We start from the raw sequence: 22,099 nt of genomic DNA on the forward strand, positions 1-22,099 counted from the left end.
ACCAGAATCCATAGCAATAAAGATTATTATTATCTGAACGTTAATCGATAATTATGGCGAATGAGTGTGTCGGGAAGTCCAGGCGGATTGCAAAGAGTTGTAAATTGCGCGGGGGAAATCATGCCGGGCGATATCAACATCGCCCGGCACGGGGTCAGGCTACGGCGTTCTCTTCCAGCTGACGCATAAAGTTGCACACCCACTCCATGCGGGTTTTGCGCTCAGCCAGATCCTGGGTGAACTTCAGGCGCGTCGGGCCATCAAGCCGGTAGTGCTGGGGCTGTTTCTGCAGCAGGCCGATCAGCCACATCGGATCGACATGGTTCTTCTCGGCAAACTCAATCATGCCGCCTTTTTCATTCCCTTCCAGCTTGCGGATCCCCAGTTTCTGCGCCTGCTGGCGTAACCGGGCGATATCCAGCAGGTTACGCGCTGCATCCGGCAGCAGGCCAAAGCGGTCGATCAGCTCTACCTTAATTTCGTCGAGACCGGCCTCGTCTTTGGCGCTGGCAATACGCTTGTAGAACGAGAGGCGGGTGTTAACGTCCGGGATAAAATCATCCGGCAGCAGGGCTGGCATGCGCAGCTCCACTTCCGTTTGCTGGCTGGTGAGATCTTCCAGCGACGGCTCGCGCCCCGCCTTCAGCGCATCGACGGCGTTTTCCAGCAGCTCCATATAGAGCGAGAAGCCGATGGTCTCCATCGAGCCGCTCTGATCTTCCCCGAGCAGCTCACCCGCCCCGCGGATCTCCAGGTCGTGGGTGGCCAGCGCAAAACCGGCACCCAGATCTTCCAGCGAGGCGATAGCTTCCAGGCGCTTCTGCGCATCGGTGGTCATCGCTTTCGGATGCGGGGTCATCAGCCAGGCATAGGCCTGATGGTGCGAGCGCCCGACGCGACCGCGCAGCTGGTGGAGCTGCGCGAGGCCGAAGTGATCGGCCCGCTCGATGATGATGGTGTTGGCGGTAGGAATATCGATACCGGTTTCAATGATCGTGGTACACACCAGCACGTTAAAACGCTGGTGGTGGAAGTCGTTCATCACCCGCTCCAGCTCGCGCTCGCGCATCTGGCCGTGGCCGATGGCGATACGCGCTTCCGGCACCAGCTCCGCCAGCCGGTCGGCCGCTTTCTGGATATTCTCCACATCGTTATAGAGATAGTAGACCTGGCCGCCGCGCAGCACTTCACGGAGGATCGCCTCACGCACCACCAGATTGTCGTATTCGCGGACAAAGGTTTTCACCGCCAGACGACGGGCAGGCGGGGTGGCGATAATCGACAGATCGCGCATGCCGCTCATCGCCATGTTCAGCGTACGCGGGATCGGCGTGGCGGTGAGGGTCAGAATGTCCACGTCGGCACGCATCGCTTTGATGCGCTCCTTGTGGCGAACGCCGAAGCGGTGCTCCTCATCGACAATCAATAGCCCCAGATCTTTCCACTTCACGTCGCTCTGCAGCAGCTTATGGGTGCCGATCAGAATATCGATCTTGCCTTCGCTTGCCTGCTCCAGGATCTGCGCCTGCTCTTTGGCGCTGCGAAAACGCGACATCATCTCGATGCGCACCGGCCAGTTGGCAAAGCGGTCGCGGAAGTTATCGTAGTGCTGCTGCGCCAGCAGGGTGGTGGGCACCAGCACCGCCACCTGCTTGTTGTTTTCTACCGCCAGGAAGGTGGCGCGCATCGCCACTTCGGTTTTACCAAAGCCCACGTCGCCGCAGACCAGCCGGTCCATCGCCAGCGGCTGACACATGTCGCTGAGGACGGCGTTAATCGCCTGGGCCTGATCCGGCGTGGTTTCAAACGGGAAGCTGTCGCAGAACAGCTGATACTGCTCTTTATCGTGCTTGAAGGCATAGCCCGCTTTCGCCGCACGCTGGGCGTAGATATCCAGCAGCTCCGCCGCCACGTCGCGCACTTTTTCCGCCGCTTTCTGCCGTGCTCTGGCCCAGGCGTCACCGCCGAGCTTATGCAGCGGCGCGTTCTCTTCCGCACCGCCCGCGTAGCGGCTGATCAGATGCAGGGAGGAGACCGGCACGTAGAGTTTGGCGTCGTTAGCGTACATCAGCATCAGGTATTCGCCCTTGATGCCACCGGCCTCCAGGGTCGTCATCCCCGCGTAACGGCCTACGCCATGCTCCAGATGGACAATCGGCTGGCCGGTATGCAGCTCCGCCAGGTTGCGGATCAGCGTGTCGGGATTGATGGTGCGACGACTGTCCTGCCGACGGCGCGCCACGCGCTCACCCAGCAGATCGCTTTCGCAGATCAGCGCCAGATTATTGATGGTATCAATAAACCCATGTTCGGCAGCGCCGATCATCAGGTAGCGCCCGGTGCCGCTGGCTTCGTCCAGACGCAGGATCCGCTTCGGAGCTACTTTGATGCGGCCAAGCAGTTCGCCCAGCGCCTCACGACGGCCTTCGCTCTCTACAGAGAAGATCACCGGCCCGGTAAAGGATTCGAGGAATTTACGCAGGTTATCCAGCGGCGATTTATTCTGCGCCTGCACCGCGAGGTCCGGCAGCGGCTGATAGGCGAGGTTGGTGTTGGCGGCTTTGTCCGGCAGGCTTTCGGTTTTGAGCTGCACGCGCGGCCAGCGTTTCAGCTCGCTGAACAGTTCGTCAGTGCGCAGCCACAGCAGCTCGGGCTCCAGCAGCGGACGCATCGGATCGACACCGCGATTCTCAAAGCGGGCGCGGGTTTCACTCTCAAAGCGGTTGGCGCTGGCCTCCAGATCGCCGGTGTTCAGCACCAGGGTATTCGCCGGAAAATAGCTGAACAGGGGAGGCAGCGGCTCGCTGAAGAACAGCGGCTGCCAGTATTCGATCCCCGACGGCAGGGTGCCTTTGCTCACCTGCTGGTAGATATGCTCGGCGTCACGCTTGACGTCAAACTTATCGCGCCACTGGCTGCGGAACAGCTCGATGGCGGTTTTGTCGGTGGGGAATTCATGGGCCGGCAGCAGGTTGATGGATTCCACTTCCTCCAGCGTGCGCTGGGTGTCGGCATCAAACAGGCGCAGGCTGTCGATTTCGTCATCGAAGAAGTCCAGACGATAAGGCTGTGCGCTGCCCATCGGGAAGAGGTCGAGCAGCGCGCCGCGGGTGGCGTATTCCCCATGCTCCATCACCTGATCGACATGGCGATAGCCGGCGCTGTCGAGCTGCACGCGCAGGCCATCCCTTGAGAGGCGCTGGCCTTTTTTCATCACCAGGGCGTGACCGTGCAGATAGCTGTGCGGGCAGACGCGCTGCATCAACGTATTAACCGGCACAATCAGCACGCCGCGCTGCATGGTGGGCAGTTGATAGAGCGTGGAGAGGCGCGAGGAGATGATCTCCTGGTGCGGCGAGAAGCTGTCGTAAGGCAGCGTCTCCCAGTCGGCAAGGCTGGTGACCAGCTGATCGGTGAACTGTCGGATCTCATCATGCAGACGCAGGGCGTTTTGCATGTCAGGCGCGACCAGCACCACCGGGCCCTGATGACGCTCTGCAATTTCCGCAACCAGCGTGGCGCAGGCTGCCCCGGTCAGTTCACCCAACTGGCGTTGGTCGCCCGCTTTGCCGGGCAGGGAAAAACGATTTTGTTCAGGCATGGCTTTGTCAGGATCTCTTATGGGCATATCACTGATACACAATGTCTTTATTATCCTTGATCGTTTTACATTAGCAAACCGTAACCGCACACAGGGTGAAGACGCCCCCTGAGGGGCGTTAGCGCGCGGCCTGAACCGGCGTAAGACGGGCAGGCGGGGTAAAGAAGAAATCCCCTGTCAGCGCAGTGGAGAGTTTGCGGGCAGCCAGGCCCACCAGCGTGCAGAGCAGCAGGCTGGCAAACGGGTAGAACAGCACCAGGGTCAGCTCTGCCCATACCGGCCATGCGCCGCCATTCAGCTCGTGAATCAAAAACAGGCTCATCCCTTCGATAAGAATGCGGTGGGTGGTGTAAATCGCAATGGTGTTCGAGCCAATCACGTTCAGCAGATTGTCTGGCCCGACGGCGAAGCGCTGCTCCAGACGCGAGAACAGGGTCATGATCAGTAAAATAGAGAGCAGCGACAGCGGCAGGGGCACGTTCGCGAACCACAGCACGACCGAAACCGCCGCGAAAGCCGCAACCGCCACCCAGTCGCGTCGCCACACCCTGGCCTGCATCCAGGTCATCAGCTGCACGCCGTACCAGGCTCCCAGGCTGTAATAGATCATATTGCGCACCACGCTGTTCATCCCCCACCACGGCAGCGGCATAAAGTTAATGGCGATGCTCGCCAGGGCCAGCAGCCCGACCAGCGGCACTTTCCAGCGGCTCAGCAGCTTGCAGAGGGTGAAATAGACCACCAGGGCGTAGAGATACCACAGGCTGGTGCTGGCGGTGAGCATGCCGGTGATAAAGCCGGTCAGCGAGTCGGCGTAGGCGGCGTTTGAGGTGGTGTTAAGCTCGCGCTCCGGTGCCAGCCAGGCGTTGAGGTGGGTCAGCGCCTGCCACTGCAACACGCCCCACAGCATCAGAACCCAGACAATGCTCCAGAGCCGCTTATCGAGGCTGTTTTTCCAGTCCACCTCGTCGATATAGCGGCGGATGAGATAGCCTGAAATAAAGAAGAACACCGGCATGCGAAACGGGGCGAGATAGAGATTGAAATAGACCCAGCATTTGGCAAGCAGCGCCGACAGCGGTGAGTGCAGCGCGTTCAGATGGGGATAAAAGGTGATGACCGAGTGGTAGATCACCACCAGGCAGATGCAGAGCCCCTTTATCTGGTTAATCCATAGTGTTTTTTGTTTCATCGCTTACCGGGTCCTGTTGTTACCTTGTTCGAACGGGTAAGTGTGTTGGGCGGCGGGCAGGATGTAATGGGTAAGAGTCTGTATCCGTACGATTTTCAGAAAAGCTGCAAACAACCCCGGGCGTCAGGCTTGCGGGCAGATGCGGTTATTACGCTGATTTATCGTGCTTTTTCAGACAACCGGTAAGCAAAGCTTAGGGTTTCAGTCATTTACCCTTTGCGGATTCGCTTATATACTCGTGGGTCTGCTATCAGCAAACAGACGGATTTCATGTACCAACCTGTCGCACTATTCATAGGCCTGCGTTATATGCGTGGGCGCGCCGCGGACCGCTTCGGTCGCTTTGTCTCCTGGCTTTCAACCATTGGCATTACGCTTGGCGTGATGGCGCTGGTGACGGTTCTCTCCGTCATGAACGGCTTTGAGCGCGAGCTGCAAAACAACATTCTGGGGCTGATGCCGCAGGCCATCCTCTCATCCAGCAACGGGTCGGTTAATCCGCAGCAGCTGCCCGAAAGCGCCGTGAAGCTGCAGGGCGTCAGCCGTGTGGCGCCGATCACCTCCGGTGACGTGGTGCTGCAAAGCGCCCGCAGCGTGGCGGTGGGGGTGATGCTGGGCATCGACCCGGCGCAAAAAGATCCCCTGACGCCATACCTGGTTAACGTCAAACAGACCGATCTGGCTCCCGGCCAGTACAACGTCATCCTCGGCGAACAGCTTGCCGGACAGCTGGGCGTCAATCGGGGCGACCAGCTGCGGGTGATGGTGCCGTCTGCCAGCCAGTTCACCCCGATGGGACGTCTGCCGAGCCAGCGCCTGTTTAACGTGATCGGCACCTTCGCCGCCAACAGCGAAGTGGACGGCTACCAGATGCTGGTGAATATCCAGGACGCGTCGCGTCTGATGCGCTATCCGCTCGGTAATATCACCGGCTGGCGTCTGTGGCTCAACGAGCCGCTGAAGGTGGATGTCTTAAGCCAGCAAACGCTGCCGGAAGGGACAAAATGGCAGGACTGGCGCGAACGCAAGGGCGAGCTGTTCCAGGCCGTGCGGATGGAAAAAAACATGATGGGCCTGCTGCTGAGCCTGATTGTGGCGGTCGCCGCGTTTAACATTATTACCTCCCTTGGCCTGATGGTGATGGAGAAACAGGGCGAGGTGGCGATCCTGCAAACCCAGGGGCTGACGCCGCGGCAGATCATGGCGGTCTTTATGGTGCAGGGCGCCAGCGCCGGGATTGTCGGAGCGCTGCTGGGCGCGGTGCTCGGTACGCTGCTTGCCAGCCAGCTGAACAATTTAATGCCGATTATCGGCGCGCTGCTCGACGGCGCGGCGCTGCCGGTGGCCATTGAGCCGCTGCAGGTGGTGGGCATTGCGCTGGCTGCGATGGCCATTGCCTTACTCTCCACGCTTTATCCTTCATGGCGCGCTGCCGCCACTCAACCCGCTGAGGCTTTACGTTATGAATAAGATCCTGTTGCAATGCGACAACCTGTGCAAACGCTATCAGGAAGGCACGGTGCAGACGGATGTCCTGCACAATGTCAGCTTCAGCGTAGGCGTTGGGGAGATGATGGCGATCGTCGGCACCTCCGGCTCCGGCAAAAGTACTCTGCTGCACCTGCTCGGCGGGCTGGATACGCCAACCTCCGGCGACGTAGTCTTCTCCGGCACCCCGCTGAGTACGATGTCATCGAGCGCCAAGGCCGAGCTGCGTAACCGCGAGCTGGGCTTTATCTACCAGTTCCACCACCTGCTGCCTGATTTTACGGCGCTGGAAAACGTGGCGATGCCGCTGCTGATCGGCAAAAAGAAACCGGCTGAAATCAACGCCCGCGCCAGCGATATGCTGAAGGCGGTCGGGCTGGGCCATCGCGGCAATCACCGTCCTTCGGAACTCTCCGGCGGCGAGCGCCAGCGCGTGGCAATTGCCCGTGCGCTGGTGAACAACCCGCGCCTGGTGCTGGCAGATGAACCGACCGGTAACCTGGACGCCCGCAACGCCGACAGCATTTTCCAGCTCCTCGGCGAGCTGAATGCCTCCCAGGGCACCGCGTTTCTGGTGGTGACCCACGATCTGCAGCTGGCGAAACGCATGTCCCGCCAGCTGGAGATGCGTGACGGGCATCTGAATACCGAGCTGACCCTGATGGGGGCAGATTGATGGCTTCACCGTTATCGTTACTCATCGGTCTGCGTTTCAGCCGGGGCCGCCGTCGCAGCGGCATGGTGTCGCTGATCTCTGTTATCTCCACCATCGGTATCGCGCTGGGCGTGGCGGTGCTGATTGTTGGCCTCAGCGCCATGAACGGTTTCGAGCGTGAGCTGAACAACCGCATTCTGGCGGTAGTGCCGCACGGTGAAATCGAGCCGGTTAACCAGCCGTGGAATAACTGGAACGACGCCCTTAACAAGGTGGAAAAAGTGCCGGGCATTGCCGCGGCCGCGCCGTACATCAACTTCACCGGGCTGGTGGAGAGCGGCGCAAACCTGCGCGCCATTCAGGTGAAAGGAGTCAACCCGCGCCAGGAAGAGAAGCTCAGCGCGCTGCCGCAGTTTATCCAGAAAGATGCCTGGGCGAACTTTAAGGCCGGCGATCAGCAGATCATTATCGGCAAGGGCGTCGCCGACGCGCTGAAGGTCAAGCAGGGCGACTGGGTGTCGATCATGATCCCAAACGCCAGCGCCGATCATAAGCTGCAGCAGCCGAAGCGCGTGCGTCTGCACGTCACCGGCATTCTGCAGCTGAGCGGCCAGCTGGATCACAGCTTCGCCATGGTGCCGCTGGAAGATGCCCGCCAGTATCTGGATATGGGCAGTAGCGTCACCGGCATCGCCATCAAGGTGAACGACGTCTTTAACGCCAACAAGCTGGTGCGCGACGCCGGAGAAGTGACCGACAGCTACGTCTACATCAAGAGCTGGATCGGCACCTACGGCTATATGTACCGCGATATTCAGATGATCCGCGCCATCATGTACCTGGCGATGGTGCTGGTGATTGGCGTGGCCTGCTTTAACATCGTCTCTACGCTGGTGATGGCGGTGAAAGACAAGAGCGGCGACATTGCGGTGCTGCGTACTCTTGGGGCAAAAGACGGTCTTATTCGTGCCATCTTCGTCTGGTATGGTCTGCTGGCGGGGCTGCTGGGCAGCCTGTGCGGCGTGGTCATCGGCGTGGTGGTTTCCCTGCAGCTGACGCCGATTATCAACGGTATTGAGGCCCTGATTGGCCATCAGTTCCTGTCGGGCGATATCTATTTTATTGACTTCCTGCCGTCTGAATTGCACTGGCTGGACGTTTTTTATGTGCTGGTAACGGCACTTTTACTGAGTCTGCTGGCAAGCTGGTATCCGGCGCGTCGCGCAAGCCGAATTGATCCGGCGAGGGTATTAAGTGGCCAGTAATTACGTCATGATTTAGCGGTCGCGAGGCCGCTGAATCAGAAAGAGGAATGCACTATGTATTACGGATTTGATATTGGCGGCACCAAAATCGCGCTGGGCGTATTTGATACCAACCTGAAGCTGCAGTGGGAAACCCGTGTCCCCACTCCCCGCGAAAGCTATGATGAATTTTTAACCGCCATTGCCGCGCTGGTGGCCCAGGCCGATGAGCGCTTCGGCGTGAAGGGCACTGTCGGGATTGGCATTCCCGGGATGCCGGAAACCGACGACGGTACGCTCTATGCCGCCAACGTCCCTGCTGCCAGCGGCAAGCCGCTGCGCGCCGACCTGACACGTCTTCTTGAGCGCGACGTGCGCCTCGACAACGACGCCAACTGTTTTGCCCTCTCCGAAGCCTGGGACGATGAGTTCCAGCAGTATCCGCTGGTGATGGGTCTGATCCTCGGGACCGGCGTTGGCGGAGGGATTGTGGTCGACGGCAAAGCGGTGACCGGGCGCAGCTATATCACCGGCGAGTTTGGTCATATTCGTCTCCCGGTGGACGCGCTGGAGGTGGTCGGGCGCGATTTCCCGTTGATCCGCTGCGGCTGCGGCCAGCACGGCTGCATCGAAAATTACCTCTCCGGCCGTGGATTTGCATGGCTTTATGAACACTTCTATCATCAAAAACGTGAGGCACCAGAAATCATTGCGCTGTGGGAGCAGGGCGATGAACAGGCCGTTGCACACGTCGAGCGCTATCTCGATCTGCTGGCGGTCTGTCTGGGTAACATCCTGACCATTGTCGATCCAGACCTGCTGGTGATCGGCGGAGGATTGTCGAACTTTACGGCTATCGCCGAGCGGTTGTCCGGCCGGTTGCCGCGTCATCTGTTGCCGGTTGCCCGCGTCCCGCGCATTGAGCGCGCGCGACATGGCGATGCCGGGGGAATGCGCGGCGCCGCGTTCCTCCATCTCACCCGTTAGCCATACGAGGTTTTTATGCTGTCGCGTCGGTCACTTCGACTCAGCCGTTTTCGCAAAAACAAACGCCGCTTGCGTGAGCGCTTACGCCAGCGAATCTTCTTCCAGGATGGGGCACTGCCAGAACTGATGGAAAAACCAAGAGTGTTGGTCCTGACCGGGGCGGGGATCTCCGCCGAGTCGGGCATTCGAACGTTTCGCGCGACCGACGGGTTGTGGGAAGAGCATCGGGTTGAAGACGTGGCGACGCCGGAAGGTTTTGCCCGCGATCCTGAGCTGGTGCAGGCGTTCTACAACGCCCGCCGCCGTCAGCTTCAGTCGCCGGAGATCGCCCCTAACGCGGCGCATCTGGCGCTGGCGAAGCTGGAAGAGGCGCTGGGCGACCGCTTTCTGCTGGTGACGCAGAACATCGATAACCTGCATGAACGCGCGGGCAACCGCAACGTGATTCATATGCACGGTGAACTGCTGAAGGTGCGTTGTTCCGGCAGCGGGCAGGTCTTTAACTGGACCGGCGACGTGACCAGCGATGACAAATGCCACTGCTGCCAGTTCCCGTCTACGCTGCGCCCGCACGTGGTCTGGTTTGGCGAAATGCCGCTGGGGATGGACGACATCTACAGCGCGCTGGCGATGGCGGACGTGTTTATCGCCATCGGCACCTCCGGGCATGTCTATCCGGCGGCGGGATTTGTTCACGAAGCGAAGCTGCATGGGGCGCACACGGTGGAGTTAAACCTAGAGCCGAGCCAGGTGGGCAGCGAATTTGAAGAGAAAACCTACGGACTGGCAAGCGTTGTGGTGCCGGAATTCGTGGATAAATTATTAAAGGGATTGTAGGCATATTTCCCCTCACCCCGGCCCTCTCCCCATAGGGGAGAGGGTTAGGGTGAGGGGCCCAGACCGCACGAAATTAACGTCCCGCCTTTAACTTCTGATAATACTCTTCATACAGGCGGCTCGCGTCGCCGACATCGTTCTGCCACTCGCCTTTGCTGATGGTTTGCGCATCCGGATAGAGCGACTTGTCATTTGCCACCTCCGGGCTCAGCAGCTTGCGGGCGGCGAGGTTTGGCGTCGGGTAACCAATAGTCTCTGCCACCTGTTTTGCCACATCCGGACGCAGCAGGAAGTTAATCAGCTTCAGCGCCCCGTCCACGTTTTTGGCATTGGCCGGAATAGAGAGGCTGTCCATCCAGAAGATCCCACCTTCGGCAGGCCACACCACTTCAAGCGGCGTGCCGGCCTGGCGCGCCACGTACGCTGAACCGTTCCATACCATCCCCACGTTCACTTCCCCTTCCATATACGGGTTAGCCGGGTTATCGGAGTTGAAGGCGGCGACGTTAGGCATCAGTTTTTGCAGCTCGTGATAAGCCGCTTCAATCTCTTTCGGATCGGTGGTGTTACCGGAGTAACCCAGCTTACGCAGGGCAATCTGGAACACTTCGCGGGCGTCGTCGGTCAGCAGCAGCCCGCCCTTATACTCCGGTTTCCACAGGTCGGCCCAGCTCGTTACCGATTTCGGATCCATCGCCTCGCTGTTGATCCCGATAGCCGTTGCGCCCCAGATGTAGGGAATAGAGTAGTCGTTATTCGGGTCAAACGGCTTGTTCAGCATCTCAGGATCGAGGTTTGAAAAATTGGTCAGCTTCGTTTTGTCGATCTTCTGGATCATGCCCTCTTTGCGCATCTTGTCGACAAAATAGGTCGACGGGACCACCAGATCGTAGGCGCCCTTTTTATAGGTTTTGAGCTTGGCGTACATGGTTTCATTCGACTCGTAGGTCGAGTAAATCACCTTGATGCCGGTCTCTTTGGTGAACTGCTCCAGCAGGCCTGGCGGCACATACTCGGTCCAGTTATAGAAGTAGAGCGTTTTACTGTCGTCCGCGTGCGCAGCGCTTATACCCATTACCAGAGCGCCTGCCGCGAGCAGGTGGCGTGACCATTTTTTCATTTTAACGTCCCCTGAGATTTTGTTTTATCACGAGCAATAAGCTGGCTGGCGATCACCAGAACCAGCGATAACATCAACAGAATGGTCGCCAGCGCATTCACCTCCGGTGAGACGCCGACTTTCACCATTGAATAGATCTTCAACGGCAGAATTTCATAGCTCGGCCCGGTGACAAACGACGAAACCACCACGTCATCCATCGACAGAGTAAAGCTGAGCAACCATCCCGCCGCCACGGCGGGCATCGCCAGCGGCAGGATTATTTTGCGCAGGATGGTCATCTCGCTGGCACCGAGATCCTTTGCCGCCTCCAGCATCCGCACGTCAAAGCCTTTCAGACGGGAGTAAACCGTCACCACCACAAACGGCAGGCAGAAGGTGATGTGCGAGAAGAGCAGGGACCAGAAACCCAGTTGCACCCCCAGCAGCATAAACAGCACCAGCAGCGAAATGGCCATCACGATGTCCGGGGACATCATCACCACGAACAGCATGCCGCTGACGAAAGGCTTGCCGCGAAAACGGTAGCGGTAGAGCGCCACCGCGGTCAGCGAGCCAATCAGGGTGGCGAGAGTGGCCGAGAAGATCGCCATCGTCAGGGAGTGTTGCGCCGCCTGCAGCAGGCTGTCGTTGTTCATCAGCAGGCTGTACCACTGGGTGGTAAAACCCTGCCAGTTGATGCCAAAGCGCGAGCTGTTAAACGAGTTCACGATCAGAATAATGATCGGAATGTAGAGATACGCATAAATGGCGGTCATAAAACCGCCCCGGAGCAGTCGACCGATCATTCAAGATCACCTTTACTGTTAAGCAGGCGAGACGCACGCCAGTAGATCAGCAGCATCAGGCCCATTACCAGAGTCAGGGTGATGCTGGTGGCCGAGCCGAACGGCCAGTCGCGAATGTTCAGGAACTGGCTCTTGATGACGTTGCCGATCAGCAGGTTTTTGGCGCCGCCCATCAGGTCGGAGACGTAGAACAGACCCATCGCCGGCAGCATCACCAGCAGGCAGCCGGCAATGATCCCCGGCATGGTCAGCGGAACGATGATGCGGATAAAGGTCTGCATTTTGCTGGCACCCAGATCCCTTGCCGCTTCCAGTAAGGGTTTATCCAGCTTCTCAATGCTGGAGTAGAGCGGCATCACCATAAACGGCAGCAGGATATAGACCAGCCCGACGATCACCGCGCTGGGGGTGAACATGATGCGGATCGGGGTATCAATCACCCCCAGCCACAGCAGGAACTCGTTCAGGTAGCCTTTGGTGCTGAGAAAGATTTTCAGGCCGTAAATGCGGATCAGCGAGTTGGTCCAGAACGGCACAATCAGCAGGAACAGCAGCAGCGGGCGCACCTTCGTCGGCAGCTTCGCCAGGAACCAGGCGAAGGGATAGCCAAGTATCAGGCATGCCAGGGTGGCAATCAGCGCCATGTTGAGCGAATGCAGCAGCACCTGGAAATAGAGCGGATCGAGCAGGCGCGCGTAGTTATCCAGCGTAAAGACCAGCGAGACGAAGTGCGCGTCGTCACGGGTCAGGAAGCTGGTGGCGATGATCATCAGGTTGGGTAAAAAGACAAACAACACAAGCCAACCGACGATAGTGGCGATCACCACATTCTGGAATTTACTTGTGTTCTTCATCAGCCAGCACAACCTCCCAGCTCTCTACCCAGTTAATGACCATTTTTTGATTGAGCGAGTGGTCGAAATCAGGATCGTCTTCGTTAAAGAATTCGCTGACCATCACCATCTTGCCGTTTTCCAGCTCAACGACTGACTCCAGCGTCATCCCTTTGTAGTTGCGCTCGCGAATATAGCCGATTAACCCTTCAACTTCGGTTTCGTCGTGGATCTCATCAACGCGCAGATCTTCCGGACGCAGCAGGACGTTCAGCTGCTGTCCCGGCTCTACGGCAAAGTTAACGAAGATATTGCAGGCGCGGCCTTCGACGTTAGCCAGCACGCGCTGGTCGTCGAGACGTTCAATAACGGTAGCACTGAAGATGTTGATTTCGCCAATAAAGCTGGCAACAAACAGGTTTTTTGGCTCTTCGTAGATCTCGCGCGGGGTGCCGTCCTGCTCGATCTTGCCGTCGCGCATCACCACGATGCGATCGGACATGGTCAGGGCCTCTTCCTGATCGTGGGTGACAAACACAAAGGTGATCCCGAGCTTACGCTGCAGCGCTTTTAATTCGTTCTGCATCTGCTTGCGCAGCTTGTAGTCCAGCGCGGAGAGGGACTCATCCAGCAGCAGCAGGCGCGGCTTATTGACCACGGCGCGGGCGATGGCGACACGCTGTTGCTGTCCACCCGACAGCTGGTGCGGTTTACGCTGGGCAAACTCCTCCAGCTGCACCATGCGCAGGGCATCGGTAACGCGTGGGGTGATTTCACTGGCGGGGGTTTTTTGCATCCGCAGACCAAAGGCGACGTTTTCGAAAACCGTCATGTGCGGAAAAAGCGCGTAACTTTGAAAGACGGTATTAACGTGGCGGTGTTCAGCAGGAACCTGAGTAATGTCCTGATTTTCCAGATGGATATGACCGCGGTCGACGTTTTCCAGCCCGGCGATAAGGCGAAGCACTGTCGTTTTACCACAGCCCGAGGGGCCAAGTAGTGTAAGAAATTCGCCGTTGTTGATGGTTAAATCGAGGTCGGAAATGACGGTTTTTCCGTCAAAGCTCTTACGAATTCCGGCCAGTTGCACCAACGGTGACAGTGAAGCTGGTTGTGTATTCAATTTTTGATTCAGTCCCATATCGACGCTGCAAATACTTATCGCAGCGGGGTTTGTGGTTAACCACCTTGGTGAAACGTAATGAGGGCGGACATTCTACGGGAAACCTCTGCAATCGCCAATCCTTGTTACCCATTGATAAGCTACATTTATTAGCAAACGGCGAGATAAACGGAAATATTCTCGTTTACGGGATAAAAGTGACCTGACGCAATATTTGGGTTTTGATGCTTATTGATAATGTTGTCACAAAAAGTGAGGGTGACTGCATGGATAAATTACTTGAGCGTTTTTTACAGTACGTATCGCTGGATACCCAATCTAAGCCGGGTGTCCGCCAGGTGCCGAGCACCGAAGGCCAGTGGAAACTGTTACAGCTGTTAAAAAACCAGCTGGAGGAGATGGGCCTCATCAACGTGACCTTAAGCGAAAAGGGGACTGTGATGGGCACGCTACCTGCGAATGTCAGCGGTGATATTCCTGCCATCGGCTTTATTTCCCATGTCGATACCTCACCGGATTTTAGCGGTAAAAACGTCAATCCGCAGATTGTTGAGAATTATCGGGGCGGCGATATCGCCCTCGGCATCGGTGATGAAGTGCTTTCGCCGGTGATGTTCCCGGTGTTACACCAGCTGCTCGGCCAGACGCTGATCACCACCGACGGCAAAACGCTGCTGGGTGCCGATGATAAGGCGGGCGTGGCCGAGATCATGACCGCGCTGGCGGTACTGAAAAATAATAACGTCCCGCACGGCGATATTCGCGTCGCTTTCACCCCCGATGAAGAAGTGGGGAAAGGGGCGAAGCATTTTGACGTTGCGGCGTTTGATGCCCGCTGGGCCTATACCGTCGACGGCGGCGGAGTGGGCGAACTGGAGTTTGAAAACTTCAATGCCGCTTCGGTGAATATCCGCATCGTTGGCAATAACGTTCACCCGGGTACCGCGAAAGGGGTGATGGTCAACGCGCTGTCGCTGGCGGCCCGCATTCATGCCGAAGTCCCGGCGGAGGAAAGCCCGGAAAAAACCGACGGCTATGAAGGCTTCTACCATCTCACCAGCATCAAAGGAACGGTAGATCGCGCGGACATGCACTACATCATCCGCGATTTCAATCGCGAAGGGTTTGAAGCGCGTAAACGCAAGATGATGGACATTGCCAAAAAGGTGGGTAAAGGGCTGCACCCGGACTGCTACATTGAGCTGGTGATTGAAGACAGCTACTACAATATGCACGAAAAGGTGATCGAGCATCCCTATATCCTCGAGGTGGCGCAGCAGGCGATGCGCGACTGCGACGTCGAACCCCAGCTCAAACCGATCCGCGGTGGCACCGATGGCGCCCAGCTTTCCTTTATGGGACTGCCGTGCCCGAACCTCTTTACCGGCGGCTATAACTACCACGGCAAGCATGAGTTTGTGACGCTCGAGGGAATGGAGAAAGCCGTACAGGTGATTGTGCGCATTGCCGAGTTAACGGCGAAGCAGCAGTAGAGAATTGCCCGGTTCTCCGGGCCCATTCGTAGGCCGGGTAAGGCGTAGCCGCCACCCGGCAACGTAAAAACCACTCAGTCCTCGAAGAACCAGTACCCGCTGTTGACCAGCGCCGCCAGCATCGCGAGGAACGACGGATCTTCAAGTGCATCACCGAAATGCTCGGCGGTCAGCACCATATGGCTGGCAAGGGCTTCCAGCGCCGGACGGTGCGGGGAATCCAGCTGTTCGCCGTTGACGAAAACATCTTCGCCAATGCGCAACACGCGTAATCCACCCAGACGCGCCAGCTTGTCGCCCTGCTGCAGTGCATCGTAAATTTCATCCGGCTGATACGGCGGCTCCGGCAGGGAGACGTCCAGCTCGTGGCGGGACTGGCTGATAAACTCCCCGAACCACTGGTTGAAATGCTCAGGCTTGTTGATCATATCCAGCATCATCCCGCGCAGCTGATCCAGCTCCTGCGGCAGAATATCGGCCGGATGTTCCCGGGAAGGCACCGCCGGATCGCTGAAACGATGGCTGCCCAGCTCGCGTTGCAGAACGTAATCGGCAAACCCGCTGATCATCTCGCGACCGCTTGGCGCGCGGAAGCCCACTGAATAGTTCATCGAGTTCTCAAGAGAGTAACCTTCGTGCGGGAAGCCCGGTGGAATATAGAGGATATCGCCCGGCTCCATCTCTTCGTCGATGATGCCGACAAAGGGATCGACCTGCAGCAGGTCAGGGTGCGGACAGTGCTGTTTCATCGGCACCTTCTCACCCACGCGCCAGCGGCGGCGGCCGGTACCCTGAATAATGAACACATCGTACTGATCCAGATGCGGGCCAACGCCGCCGCCGGGCACGGAGAAGGAGATCATCAGATCGTCCATGCGCCAGTCGGGCAGGGCGCGGAACGGCAGCATCAGGGCTGCGGCGGGCTGGTGCCAGTGGTTAACCGCCTGCACCAGTAACGACCAGTTGCTCTCGCCCAGATGGTCATAGCTTTCAAACGGACCGTGGCTGACCTGCCATTTCCCATCCTGATGGCTGACGAGACGGCTGTCGACTTCGCTCTCCATGGCCAGGCCGGCCAGTTCGTCAGGAGAGATGGGATCGACGAAGTTGGCGATGCCGCGTTTCAGAACAACCGGACGCTTTTGCCAGTAACGTTCGATAAAGTCGGGCCAGTTGAGCGCTAATTGATAATCCATATTTATATTCCGCAGGCTTTTACTTGCTCGGATTATAACGGAAGCACGGCAGCCTGCGTGTGAGAATCACGCTTTTTTCACCCAGGCGCTCAACTATCGTCGCTGGTCAGGTGCTGGCGGCCAAAAATCGCCTCCATTCGGGCACCGCCCAGCAGGCTGTCGCTGGTCTCGATCCTGCCGTCGTACTGCTCCACAATGTCGCGGGCGACCGACAAACCAACACCCTGGCCGGGACGCAGCGTATCGGCGCGCTGGCCGCGATCGAAGACCTGGTCGCGTTTACCCTGCGGGATCCCGGGGCCATCATCCTCAACAATAATGTGCAGCTGATCCTCTCCCTGACGGGCAGAGACTTCGACAAACTCCAGACAGTATTTACAGGCGTTATCGAGCAGATTGCCCATCACTTCCATAAAATCGTTTTTCTCGCCCACGAAGCTGATTTCCGGCGAGATATCCAGAGTGATGTTCACCCCTTTACGCTGGTACACCTTGTTCAGGGCCGAGGTCAGGCTGTCGAGCAGCGGGGCAACGGGATGCAGCTCCCGGCTCAGCAGGGTACTGCCGGTTCGCATACTGGCGCGGTGCAGGTAGTAGCCGATCTGCTGGGAGATACGGCTGATCTGCTCCAGCATCACCGGCTCCGCTTCATCAGCGCTCAGCCTGGCGCTGCGCAGGGATCGCATGGTGCTCTGCATCACCGCCAGCGGCGTTTTCAGGCTGTGGGTCAGATCGGTGAGGGTGGTGCGGTACTTATCGTAACGTTCGCGCTCGCTTTTCAGCAGACGGTTCAGGTTACGCACCAGGCTGGTGAGTTCCCGGGTGGTATTCGGATTGAGCTTCTCCCGGTGATGCTCTTCCAGCTCGCGCACCTCTTTCGCCAGCGACTCGATGGGCCGCAGGCTCCACCAGGCGGCCAGCCAGAGCAGGGGGATCACCAGCAGCAGGTTGGCGGCTAGCACGTACACGAACCAGTTCCACACCATATAAGAGCGTTTTAGCTCTACCGGAATGGTGTCGATGACCACAATCGTCAGCTGGGGCATCGCGATCGTGGCGGGGTAGATGTTTACCGCTACCGAGTGGGTCAGCTCGCTGTCGTCGTCGTCCTCGCGGATCTCGGCCAGCTCCTGCTGCATATTGTGATTGTCACCCACCAGCACGCTGGTGGCATCGACATTCGCTTCCAGCTCATGAAAACCGTTGGTGCGTAACCACTCCGGGCGGATGCTTTTTATCAGCCAGGGGACGTCGCGCTGGGCCCACAGCAGTTTGCCTTTTTCATCGTAAATCAGCGACATGGTCGGGCTCTGGCGATCCAGATGGTCCGGCATATCAATGCTGATTTTATTGTCTTCCCATCGAGCAAGGGTATAGAACAGATTGCTCTCCCCGCGCAGCAGGCGAAAGGTGGTTTTGTCGAAGCTGACGCTGTAGCCCACCAGCGCCACCATCCCGTAAGCCAGCGAGAGCACCAGCACCACTACCGCTGTCGCCAGCAGAAAACGAAACCGTAGCGACAGAGGCAGAAAGTGACGAAAGAGATTTTTCATTTAGCGTAATTCGAAAAGATAGCCCTGGCCGCGCACGGTGGTGATGACATCCTCCGGATACTGCGCCTGAATTTTCTTGCGCAGACGCCCCATCAGCACGTCGATGGTGTGGCTTTCGCGCAGCTCTGCGTCAGGGTAGAGCTGGAGCATCAGAGAATCTTTGCTCACCACCTTGCCGCTGTTGCGGATCAGCGTCTCCATAATGGTGTACTCAAAGGCCGTCAGCTTAATGACCTCGTCATTAATCGCCAGCTCGCGGCGGGAGAGATCGACCTGAAACGGCGGGATGGAGATCACCTGCGAGGCCAGACCGCTGTTACGGCGCATCAAGGCCTGCATGCGCGCGGCGACCTCTTCGATATGGAAAGGTTTGGTGACGTAGTCGTCGGCGCCGGCGCTGAGCACTTCAACCTTATCCTGCCAGCCTTCGCGGGCGGTTAAGACCAGTACCGGCAAAGAGACATCGTGGCTGCGCCAGCGGCGGATCAGCGACAGGCCATCTTCATCAGGCAGACCCAGGTCAACGATGGCGATATCGGGAAGGTGTTCATTGAGATAGTAATCGGCTTCTTTTGCATCTTCGGCATCATCCACCTGATGTCCCATTTCCTGAAGCTGAACTTTCAGGTGATGGCGTAGCAACGCATTATCCTCAACAACCAGAACGCGCATCATCGCTTCTCCCTAATATGAATGGTCAGAGTAGTTTAACGCTGATTATGTTGCGGCGGGGATAAACATTTCGTAAACCGAAGGGGAGGAACCCTCTTTCCGGGCGGAAAGAGGGTTAAAAGCGTTATTTCAGCTCATCAACCATCGCAATCGCGCGACCGATGTAGTTTGCCGGAGTCATCGCTTTCAGACGGGTTTTCTCTTCTTCTGGCAGGGCCAGACCGTCGATAAACTGCTTCATGCCTTCGGCGTCAACGCGCTTGCCGCGGGTCAGCTCTTTCAGTTTTTCGTACGGCTTCTCGATGCCATAGCGGCGCATCACGGTCTGGATTGGCTCCGCCAGCACTTCCCAGTTGTGATCCAGTTCGTCCAGCAGACGCTCGCGGTTCACTTCCAGCTTGCTCACGCCTTTCAGGGTGGATTGATAGGCGATCAGCGCGTAGCCAATGCCCACGCCCAGGTTACGCAGTACGGTGGAGTCGGTCAGGTCACGCTGCCAGCGGGAAACCGGCAGTTTGCTGGCCATGTGCTGCAGCAGCGCGTTCGCCAGACCCAGGTTGCCTTCGGAGTTTTCGAAGTCGATTGGGTTAACCTTGTGCGGCATGGTGGACGAACCGATTTCACCGGCGATGGTCTTCTGCTTGAAGTGGTTCAGGGCGATGTAACCCCACACATCGCGGTCGAAGTCGATCAGAATGGTGTTGAAACGCGCGATGCAGTCGAACAGTTCGGCGATGTAGTCGTGCGGCTCAATCTGCGTGGTGTACGGGTTCCACTGGATACCCAGAGAGGTCACAAACTCTTCGCTGAACTGGTGCCAGTCCACTTCCGGGTAGGCGGCGATGTGCGCGTTGTAGTTACCCACAGCGCCGTTGATTTTACCGAGGATCTCCACCTGCTCCAGCTGGCGGTACTGACGCTCCATACGGTAGGCGACGTTGGCCATCTCTTTACCGATGGTGGATGGGGTCGCTGGCTGACCGTGGGTACGGGAAAGCAGCGGGATATCGCGATACTCGACCGCCAGCGCTTTGACCGCGTCGATGATTTTGCGCCAGTACGGCAGCACCACTTCTTCACGCGCGGTAGAGAGCATCAGCGCGTGGGAGAGGTTGTTGATATCTTCTGAGGTACAGGCGAAGTGAATGAATTCAGACACCGCGTGCAGCGCCGGGACGCTGGCGACTTTCTCTTTCAGGAAATATTCAACGGCTTTTACGTCGTGGTTGGTGGTGCGCTCAATGGTTTTGATGCGCGCGGCATCTTCTTCATTGAATTCTGCGACGATTTTATCGAGGTAATCGTTTGCCTGGCTGTCAAAAGCAGGAACTTCCTTGATTGCTGCCTGCGCGGCCAGCTTTTGCAGCCAGCGTACTTCAACCTGTACACGGAATTTCAGCAGGCCATATTCGCTGAAGATCCCGCGCAGCGCGCTGACTTTATCGCCGTAGCGTCCATCGACAGGGGAAACGGCGGTCAGTGAGGATAATTCCATAGTTCGCAACTCCGGGAGGTTAACAATGAGCAAGAATTTGTTTTGCCTGAGTCGTCAGGCGATTACGATAAAACATTAACTGCAGGCGGCCACCGCCGACCTGATGCCACAGCACCGCGGCACGTATACCGGCCAGCAGGGAGGCGCGCACTTTGGCCTGCACCTGTGGGCTTTGCAGCACGGCAGGGGAGCCGGTGACCTGGATACGCGGCCCCAGTGGACTGATGACATCCACATAAATGCCCGCCATGGCGCTGAGTAATGTATCGGATTGCAGCTCGAAATGGTCGAGCTGGCGCTGCAGGCCGCTAATGCGGTCACCGAGGGTGTCCATCGCCCCTTTGGCGGCATGCAGCTTGCGCTCCAGCACCATCATGCTGAGGGTATAACGCGTCAGTTCAGCGTTCAGCCCCTGACGGCTGCTGGCATTTAATACACCGAGCAAAGTTTCCAGACCCAGGCGAAGATTCGCTTCGCTACCACCAAACACGCCGAGGGTTGAACTGGGGTTCAGATCCACAACGCTGTTGAGCGAAACGTGCAGCGCGTCAGCATCGCAGTGACCCTGATGCGCAAGCTGTTGCACCAGACGGGCAGACTGGCAAATTCCCGCCAGCGCCAGGGTGATGTCATAAAAGTTCTTCGCCACACTTGCTCCTTTCTGTGTGTTATCGCATTAAACCGCGGTCAGCGGCAGGCGTTGTTCGATGATGCCGCCGCCAAGGCAGATCTCGCCGCTGTAAAAGACGGCAGACTGGCCCGGGGTCACGGCAGCAACCGGCTCGTCGAAACGCACTTCAATGCGTTCGTCGTCCAGCGCGGTCACGGTGCAGGGAATATCGGTCTGGCGGTAGCGGGTTTTCACCGTGCAGCGCAGCGTGCCTTTCAGCGGCTCGCGGTCGACCCAGTGCAGCTGTTGGGCAATCAGGCCGACGGACATCAGACGCGGATGGTCATGACCCTGCGCCACAATCAGAATATTGTTTTCGACGTCTTTATCGACGACGTACCACGGATCTTCGCTACCCTCTTTGATACCGCCGATACCCAGGCCCTTACGCTGGCCGAGGGTGTGATACATCAGACCCTGGTGCTCGCCGATGGTATCGCCATCCACGCTGATGATTTTACCCGGCTGGGCAGGGAGGTAGCGGCCAAGGAATTCACGGAATTTGCGCTCACCGATAAAGCAGATACCGGTGGAGTCTTTTTTCTTCGCGGTGATCAGATCCAGCTCTTCGGCGATTTTACGCACTTCCGGTTTTTCCAGCTCGCCCACCGGGAACAGGCTTTGGGCAATCTGTTCGTGGCCGAGGGTATAGAGGAAGTAGCTCTGATCTTTGTTGCCGTCGAGACCGCGCAGCAGCTGGCTTTTGCCGTCGACATCGGCGCGGCGCACGTAGTGGCCGGTGGCGATGTAATCAGCACCCAGATCTTCAGCGGCGAACTCGAGGAAGGCTTTAAATTTGATCTCTTTGTTGCACAGAATATCCGGGTTCGGCGTGCGGCCGGCTTTGTACTCTTCCAGGAAATGCTCGAAGACGTTATCCCAGTACTCTGCGGCAAAATTGACGGTGTGCAGTTCAATGCCAAGCTTGTCGCAGACCGCCTGGGCATCAGCCAGATCCGCAGCAGCCGTACAGTATTCCTCGCCATCGTCCTCTTCCCAGTTCTTCATGAACAGGCCTTCAACCTTATAGCCCTGTTGCAGCAACAGCCAGGCAGAGACGGAAGAATCGACGCCGCCGGACATGCCGACGATCACTTTTTTTTGGCTTTCAGACATTGGAATACTCACGACATTGAACTTCAAGGCGGCGTA

18 protein-coding genes are annotated in these 22,099 nt (G+C 57.8%); 6 read left to right on the top strand and 12 right to left on the bottom strand.

The window, feature by feature from the left end; all coding sequences use genetic code 11:
* Nucleotides 1-154: 154 nt before the first annotated feature.
* Both mfd and FFB58_RS00935 read right to left on the bottom strand, forming a co-directional pair.
* Entirely contained in the window at nucleotides 155-3,601 is a 3,447-nt protein-coding gene (gene mfd / locus FFB58_RS00930; RefSeq protein ID WP_138368686.1) for a transcription-repair coupling factor, read from the bottom strand.
* A 118-nt stretch (nucleotides 3,602-3,719) separates the two neighbouring features.
* Entirely contained in the window at nucleotides 3,720-4,793 is a 1,074-nt protein-coding gene (locus FFB58_RS00935) for an acyltransferase family protein (RefSeq protein WP_138368687.1), read from the bottom strand.
* A 270-nt stretch (nucleotides 4,794-5,063) separates the two neighbouring features.
* Between FFB58_RS00935 and lolC the strand changes: the two genes are divergently transcribed.
* The 5 genes from lolC to cobB are packed head-to-tail and all read left to right on the top strand — an operon-like array spanning nucleotide 5,064 to nucleotide 10,004.
* The gene (gene lolC / locus FFB58_RS00940) at nucleotides 5,064-6,263 is read left to right on the top strand and encodes a lipoprotein-releasing ABC transporter permease subunit LolC (RefSeq protein WP_039028951.1); all 1,200 of its coding nucleotides are present in this window, start codon (nucleotides 5,064-5,066) and stop codon (nucleotides 6,261-6,263) included.
* Nucleotides 6,256-6,957, top strand: a complete 702-nt coding sequence (gene lolD / locus FFB58_RS00945; protein ID WP_138368688.1) for a lipoprotein-releasing ABC transporter ATP-binding protein LolD — start codon at nucleotides 6,256-6,258, stop codon at nucleotides 6,955-6,957. Before lolC ends, lolD begins: the two co-directional genes overlap by 8 nt.
* Nucleotides 6,957-8,201, top strand: a complete 1,245-nt coding sequence (lolE, locus tag FFB58_RS00950) for a lipoprotein-releasing ABC transporter permease subunit LolE (RefSeq protein ID WP_138368689.1) — start codon at nucleotides 6,957-6,959, stop codon at nucleotides 8,199-8,201. The genes lolD and lolE overlap by 1 nt, the downstream gene beginning before the upstream one ends.
* Before the next feature lie 54 nt (nucleotides 8,202-8,255).
* Nucleotides 8,256-9,167, top strand: a complete 912-nt coding sequence (gene nagK, locus FFB58_RS00955) for an N-acetylglucosamine kinase (protein WP_138368690.1) — start codon at nucleotides 8,256-8,258, stop codon at nucleotides 9,165-9,167.
* A 15-nt stretch (nucleotides 9,168-9,182) separates the two neighbouring features.
* Nucleotides 9,183-10,004, top strand: a complete 822-nt coding sequence (gene cobB / locus FFB58_RS00960) for a Sir2 family NAD+-dependent deacetylase (RefSeq protein WP_138368691.1) — start codon at nucleotides 9,183-9,185, stop codon at nucleotides 10,002-10,004.
* Between the two features lie 73 nt (nucleotides 10,005-10,077).
* Here cobB and potD read toward each other — a convergent pair whose 3' ends face one another.
* The 4 genes from potD to potA are packed head-to-tail and all read right to left on the bottom strand — an operon-like array spanning nucleotide 10,078 to nucleotide 13,886.
* A complete protein-coding gene (gene potD, locus FFB58_RS00965; protein ID WP_138368692.1) occupies nucleotides 10,078-11,124 on the bottom strand; it encodes a spermidine/putrescine ABC transporter substrate-binding protein PotD in 1,047 nt (348 codons plus the stop codon).
* Nucleotides 11,121-11,912: a spermidine/putrescine ABC transporter permease PotC gene (potC, locus tag FFB58_RS00970; protein WP_039028957.1), complete on the bottom strand. Its 792-nt coding sequence runs from the start codon at nucleotides 11,910-11,912 to the stop codon at nucleotides 11,121-11,123. The genes potD and potC overlap by 4 nt, the downstream gene beginning before the upstream one ends.
* Entirely contained in the window at nucleotides 11,909-12,766 is an 858-nt protein-coding gene (gene potB / locus FFB58_RS00975) for a spermidine/putrescine ABC transporter permease PotB (RefSeq protein ID WP_138368693.1), read from the bottom strand. Before potB ends, potC begins: the two co-directional genes overlap by 4 nt.
* Nucleotides 12,750-13,886 (bottom strand): spermidine/putrescine ABC transporter ATP-binding protein PotA, encoded by a 1,137-nt coding sequence (gene potA / locus FFB58_RS00980; RefSeq protein ID WP_138368694.1) that lies wholly within the window; start codon nucleotides 13,884-13,886, stop codon nucleotides 12,750-12,752. The genes potB and potA overlap by 17 nt, the downstream gene beginning before the upstream one ends.
* Before the next feature lie 248 nt (nucleotides 13,887-14,134).
* Between potA and pepT the strand changes: the two genes are divergently transcribed.
* A complete protein-coding gene (gene pepT / locus FFB58_RS00985) occupies nucleotides 14,135-15,361 on the top strand; it encodes a peptidase T (RefSeq protein WP_039028960.1) in 1,227 nt (408 codons plus the stop codon).
* A gap of 74 nt (nucleotides 15,362-15,435) precedes the next feature.
* Here pepT and FFB58_RS00990 read toward each other — a convergent pair whose 3' ends face one another.
* The 6 genes from FFB58_RS00990 to mnmA all read right to left on the bottom strand — a co-directional run bounded on the left by FFB58_RS00990 (nucleotide 15,436) and on the right by mnmA (nucleotide 22,063).
* Nucleotides 15,436-16,557 (bottom strand): cupin domain-containing protein, encoded by a 1,122-nt coding sequence (locus FFB58_RS00990; protein WP_039028962.1) that lies wholly within the window; start codon nucleotides 16,555-16,557, stop codon nucleotides 15,436-15,438.
* 89 nt (nucleotides 16,558-16,646) lie between these two features.
* Complete coding sequence (phoQ, locus tag FFB58_RS00995) at nucleotides 16,647-18,110, bottom strand: two-component system sensor histidine kinase PhoQ (protein ID WP_039028963.1); 1,464 nt, start codon at nucleotides 18,108-18,110, stop codon at nucleotides 16,647-16,649.
* Nucleotides 18,111-18,782 carry a two-component system response regulator PhoP gene (gene phoP, locus FFB58_RS01000; RefSeq protein WP_039028964.1) on the bottom strand — a complete coding sequence of 224 codons (672 nt, stop codon included), beginning with the start codon at nucleotides 18,780-18,782 and terminating at the stop codon, nucleotides 18,111-18,113. It lies immediately after the preceding gene.
* Nucleotides 18,783-18,906: 124 nt separating this feature from the next.
* Complete coding sequence (purB, locus tag FFB58_RS01005; protein ID WP_138368695.1) at nucleotides 18,907-20,277, bottom strand: adenylosuccinate lyase; 1,371 nt, start codon at nucleotides 20,275-20,277, stop codon at nucleotides 18,907-18,909.
* Between the two features lie 19 nt (nucleotides 20,278-20,296).
* On the bottom strand, nucleotides 20,297-20,926 hold the full coding sequence (gene hflD / locus FFB58_RS01010) for a high frequency lysogenization protein HflD (protein WP_039029007.1): 630 nt from the start codon (nucleotides 20,924-20,926) through the stop codon (nucleotides 20,297-20,299).
* Nucleotides 20,927-20,953: 27 nt separating this feature from the next.
* Nucleotides 20,954-22,063 carry a tRNA 2-thiouridine(34) synthase MnmA gene (mnmA, locus tag FFB58_RS01015; protein WP_138368696.1) on the bottom strand — a complete coding sequence of 370 codons (1,110 nt, stop codon included), beginning with the start codon at nucleotides 22,061-22,063 and terminating at the stop codon, nucleotides 20,954-20,956.
* Nucleotides 22,064-22,099 lie beyond the last annotated feature (36 nt).

The organism is Enterobacter sp. MF024 (genome assembly GCF_005843915.1).
In the GTDB taxonomy this organism is placed as follows: Bacteria; Pseudomonadota; Gammaproteobacteria; order Enterobacterales; family Enterobacteriaceae; genus Enterobacter; species Enterobacter barmai.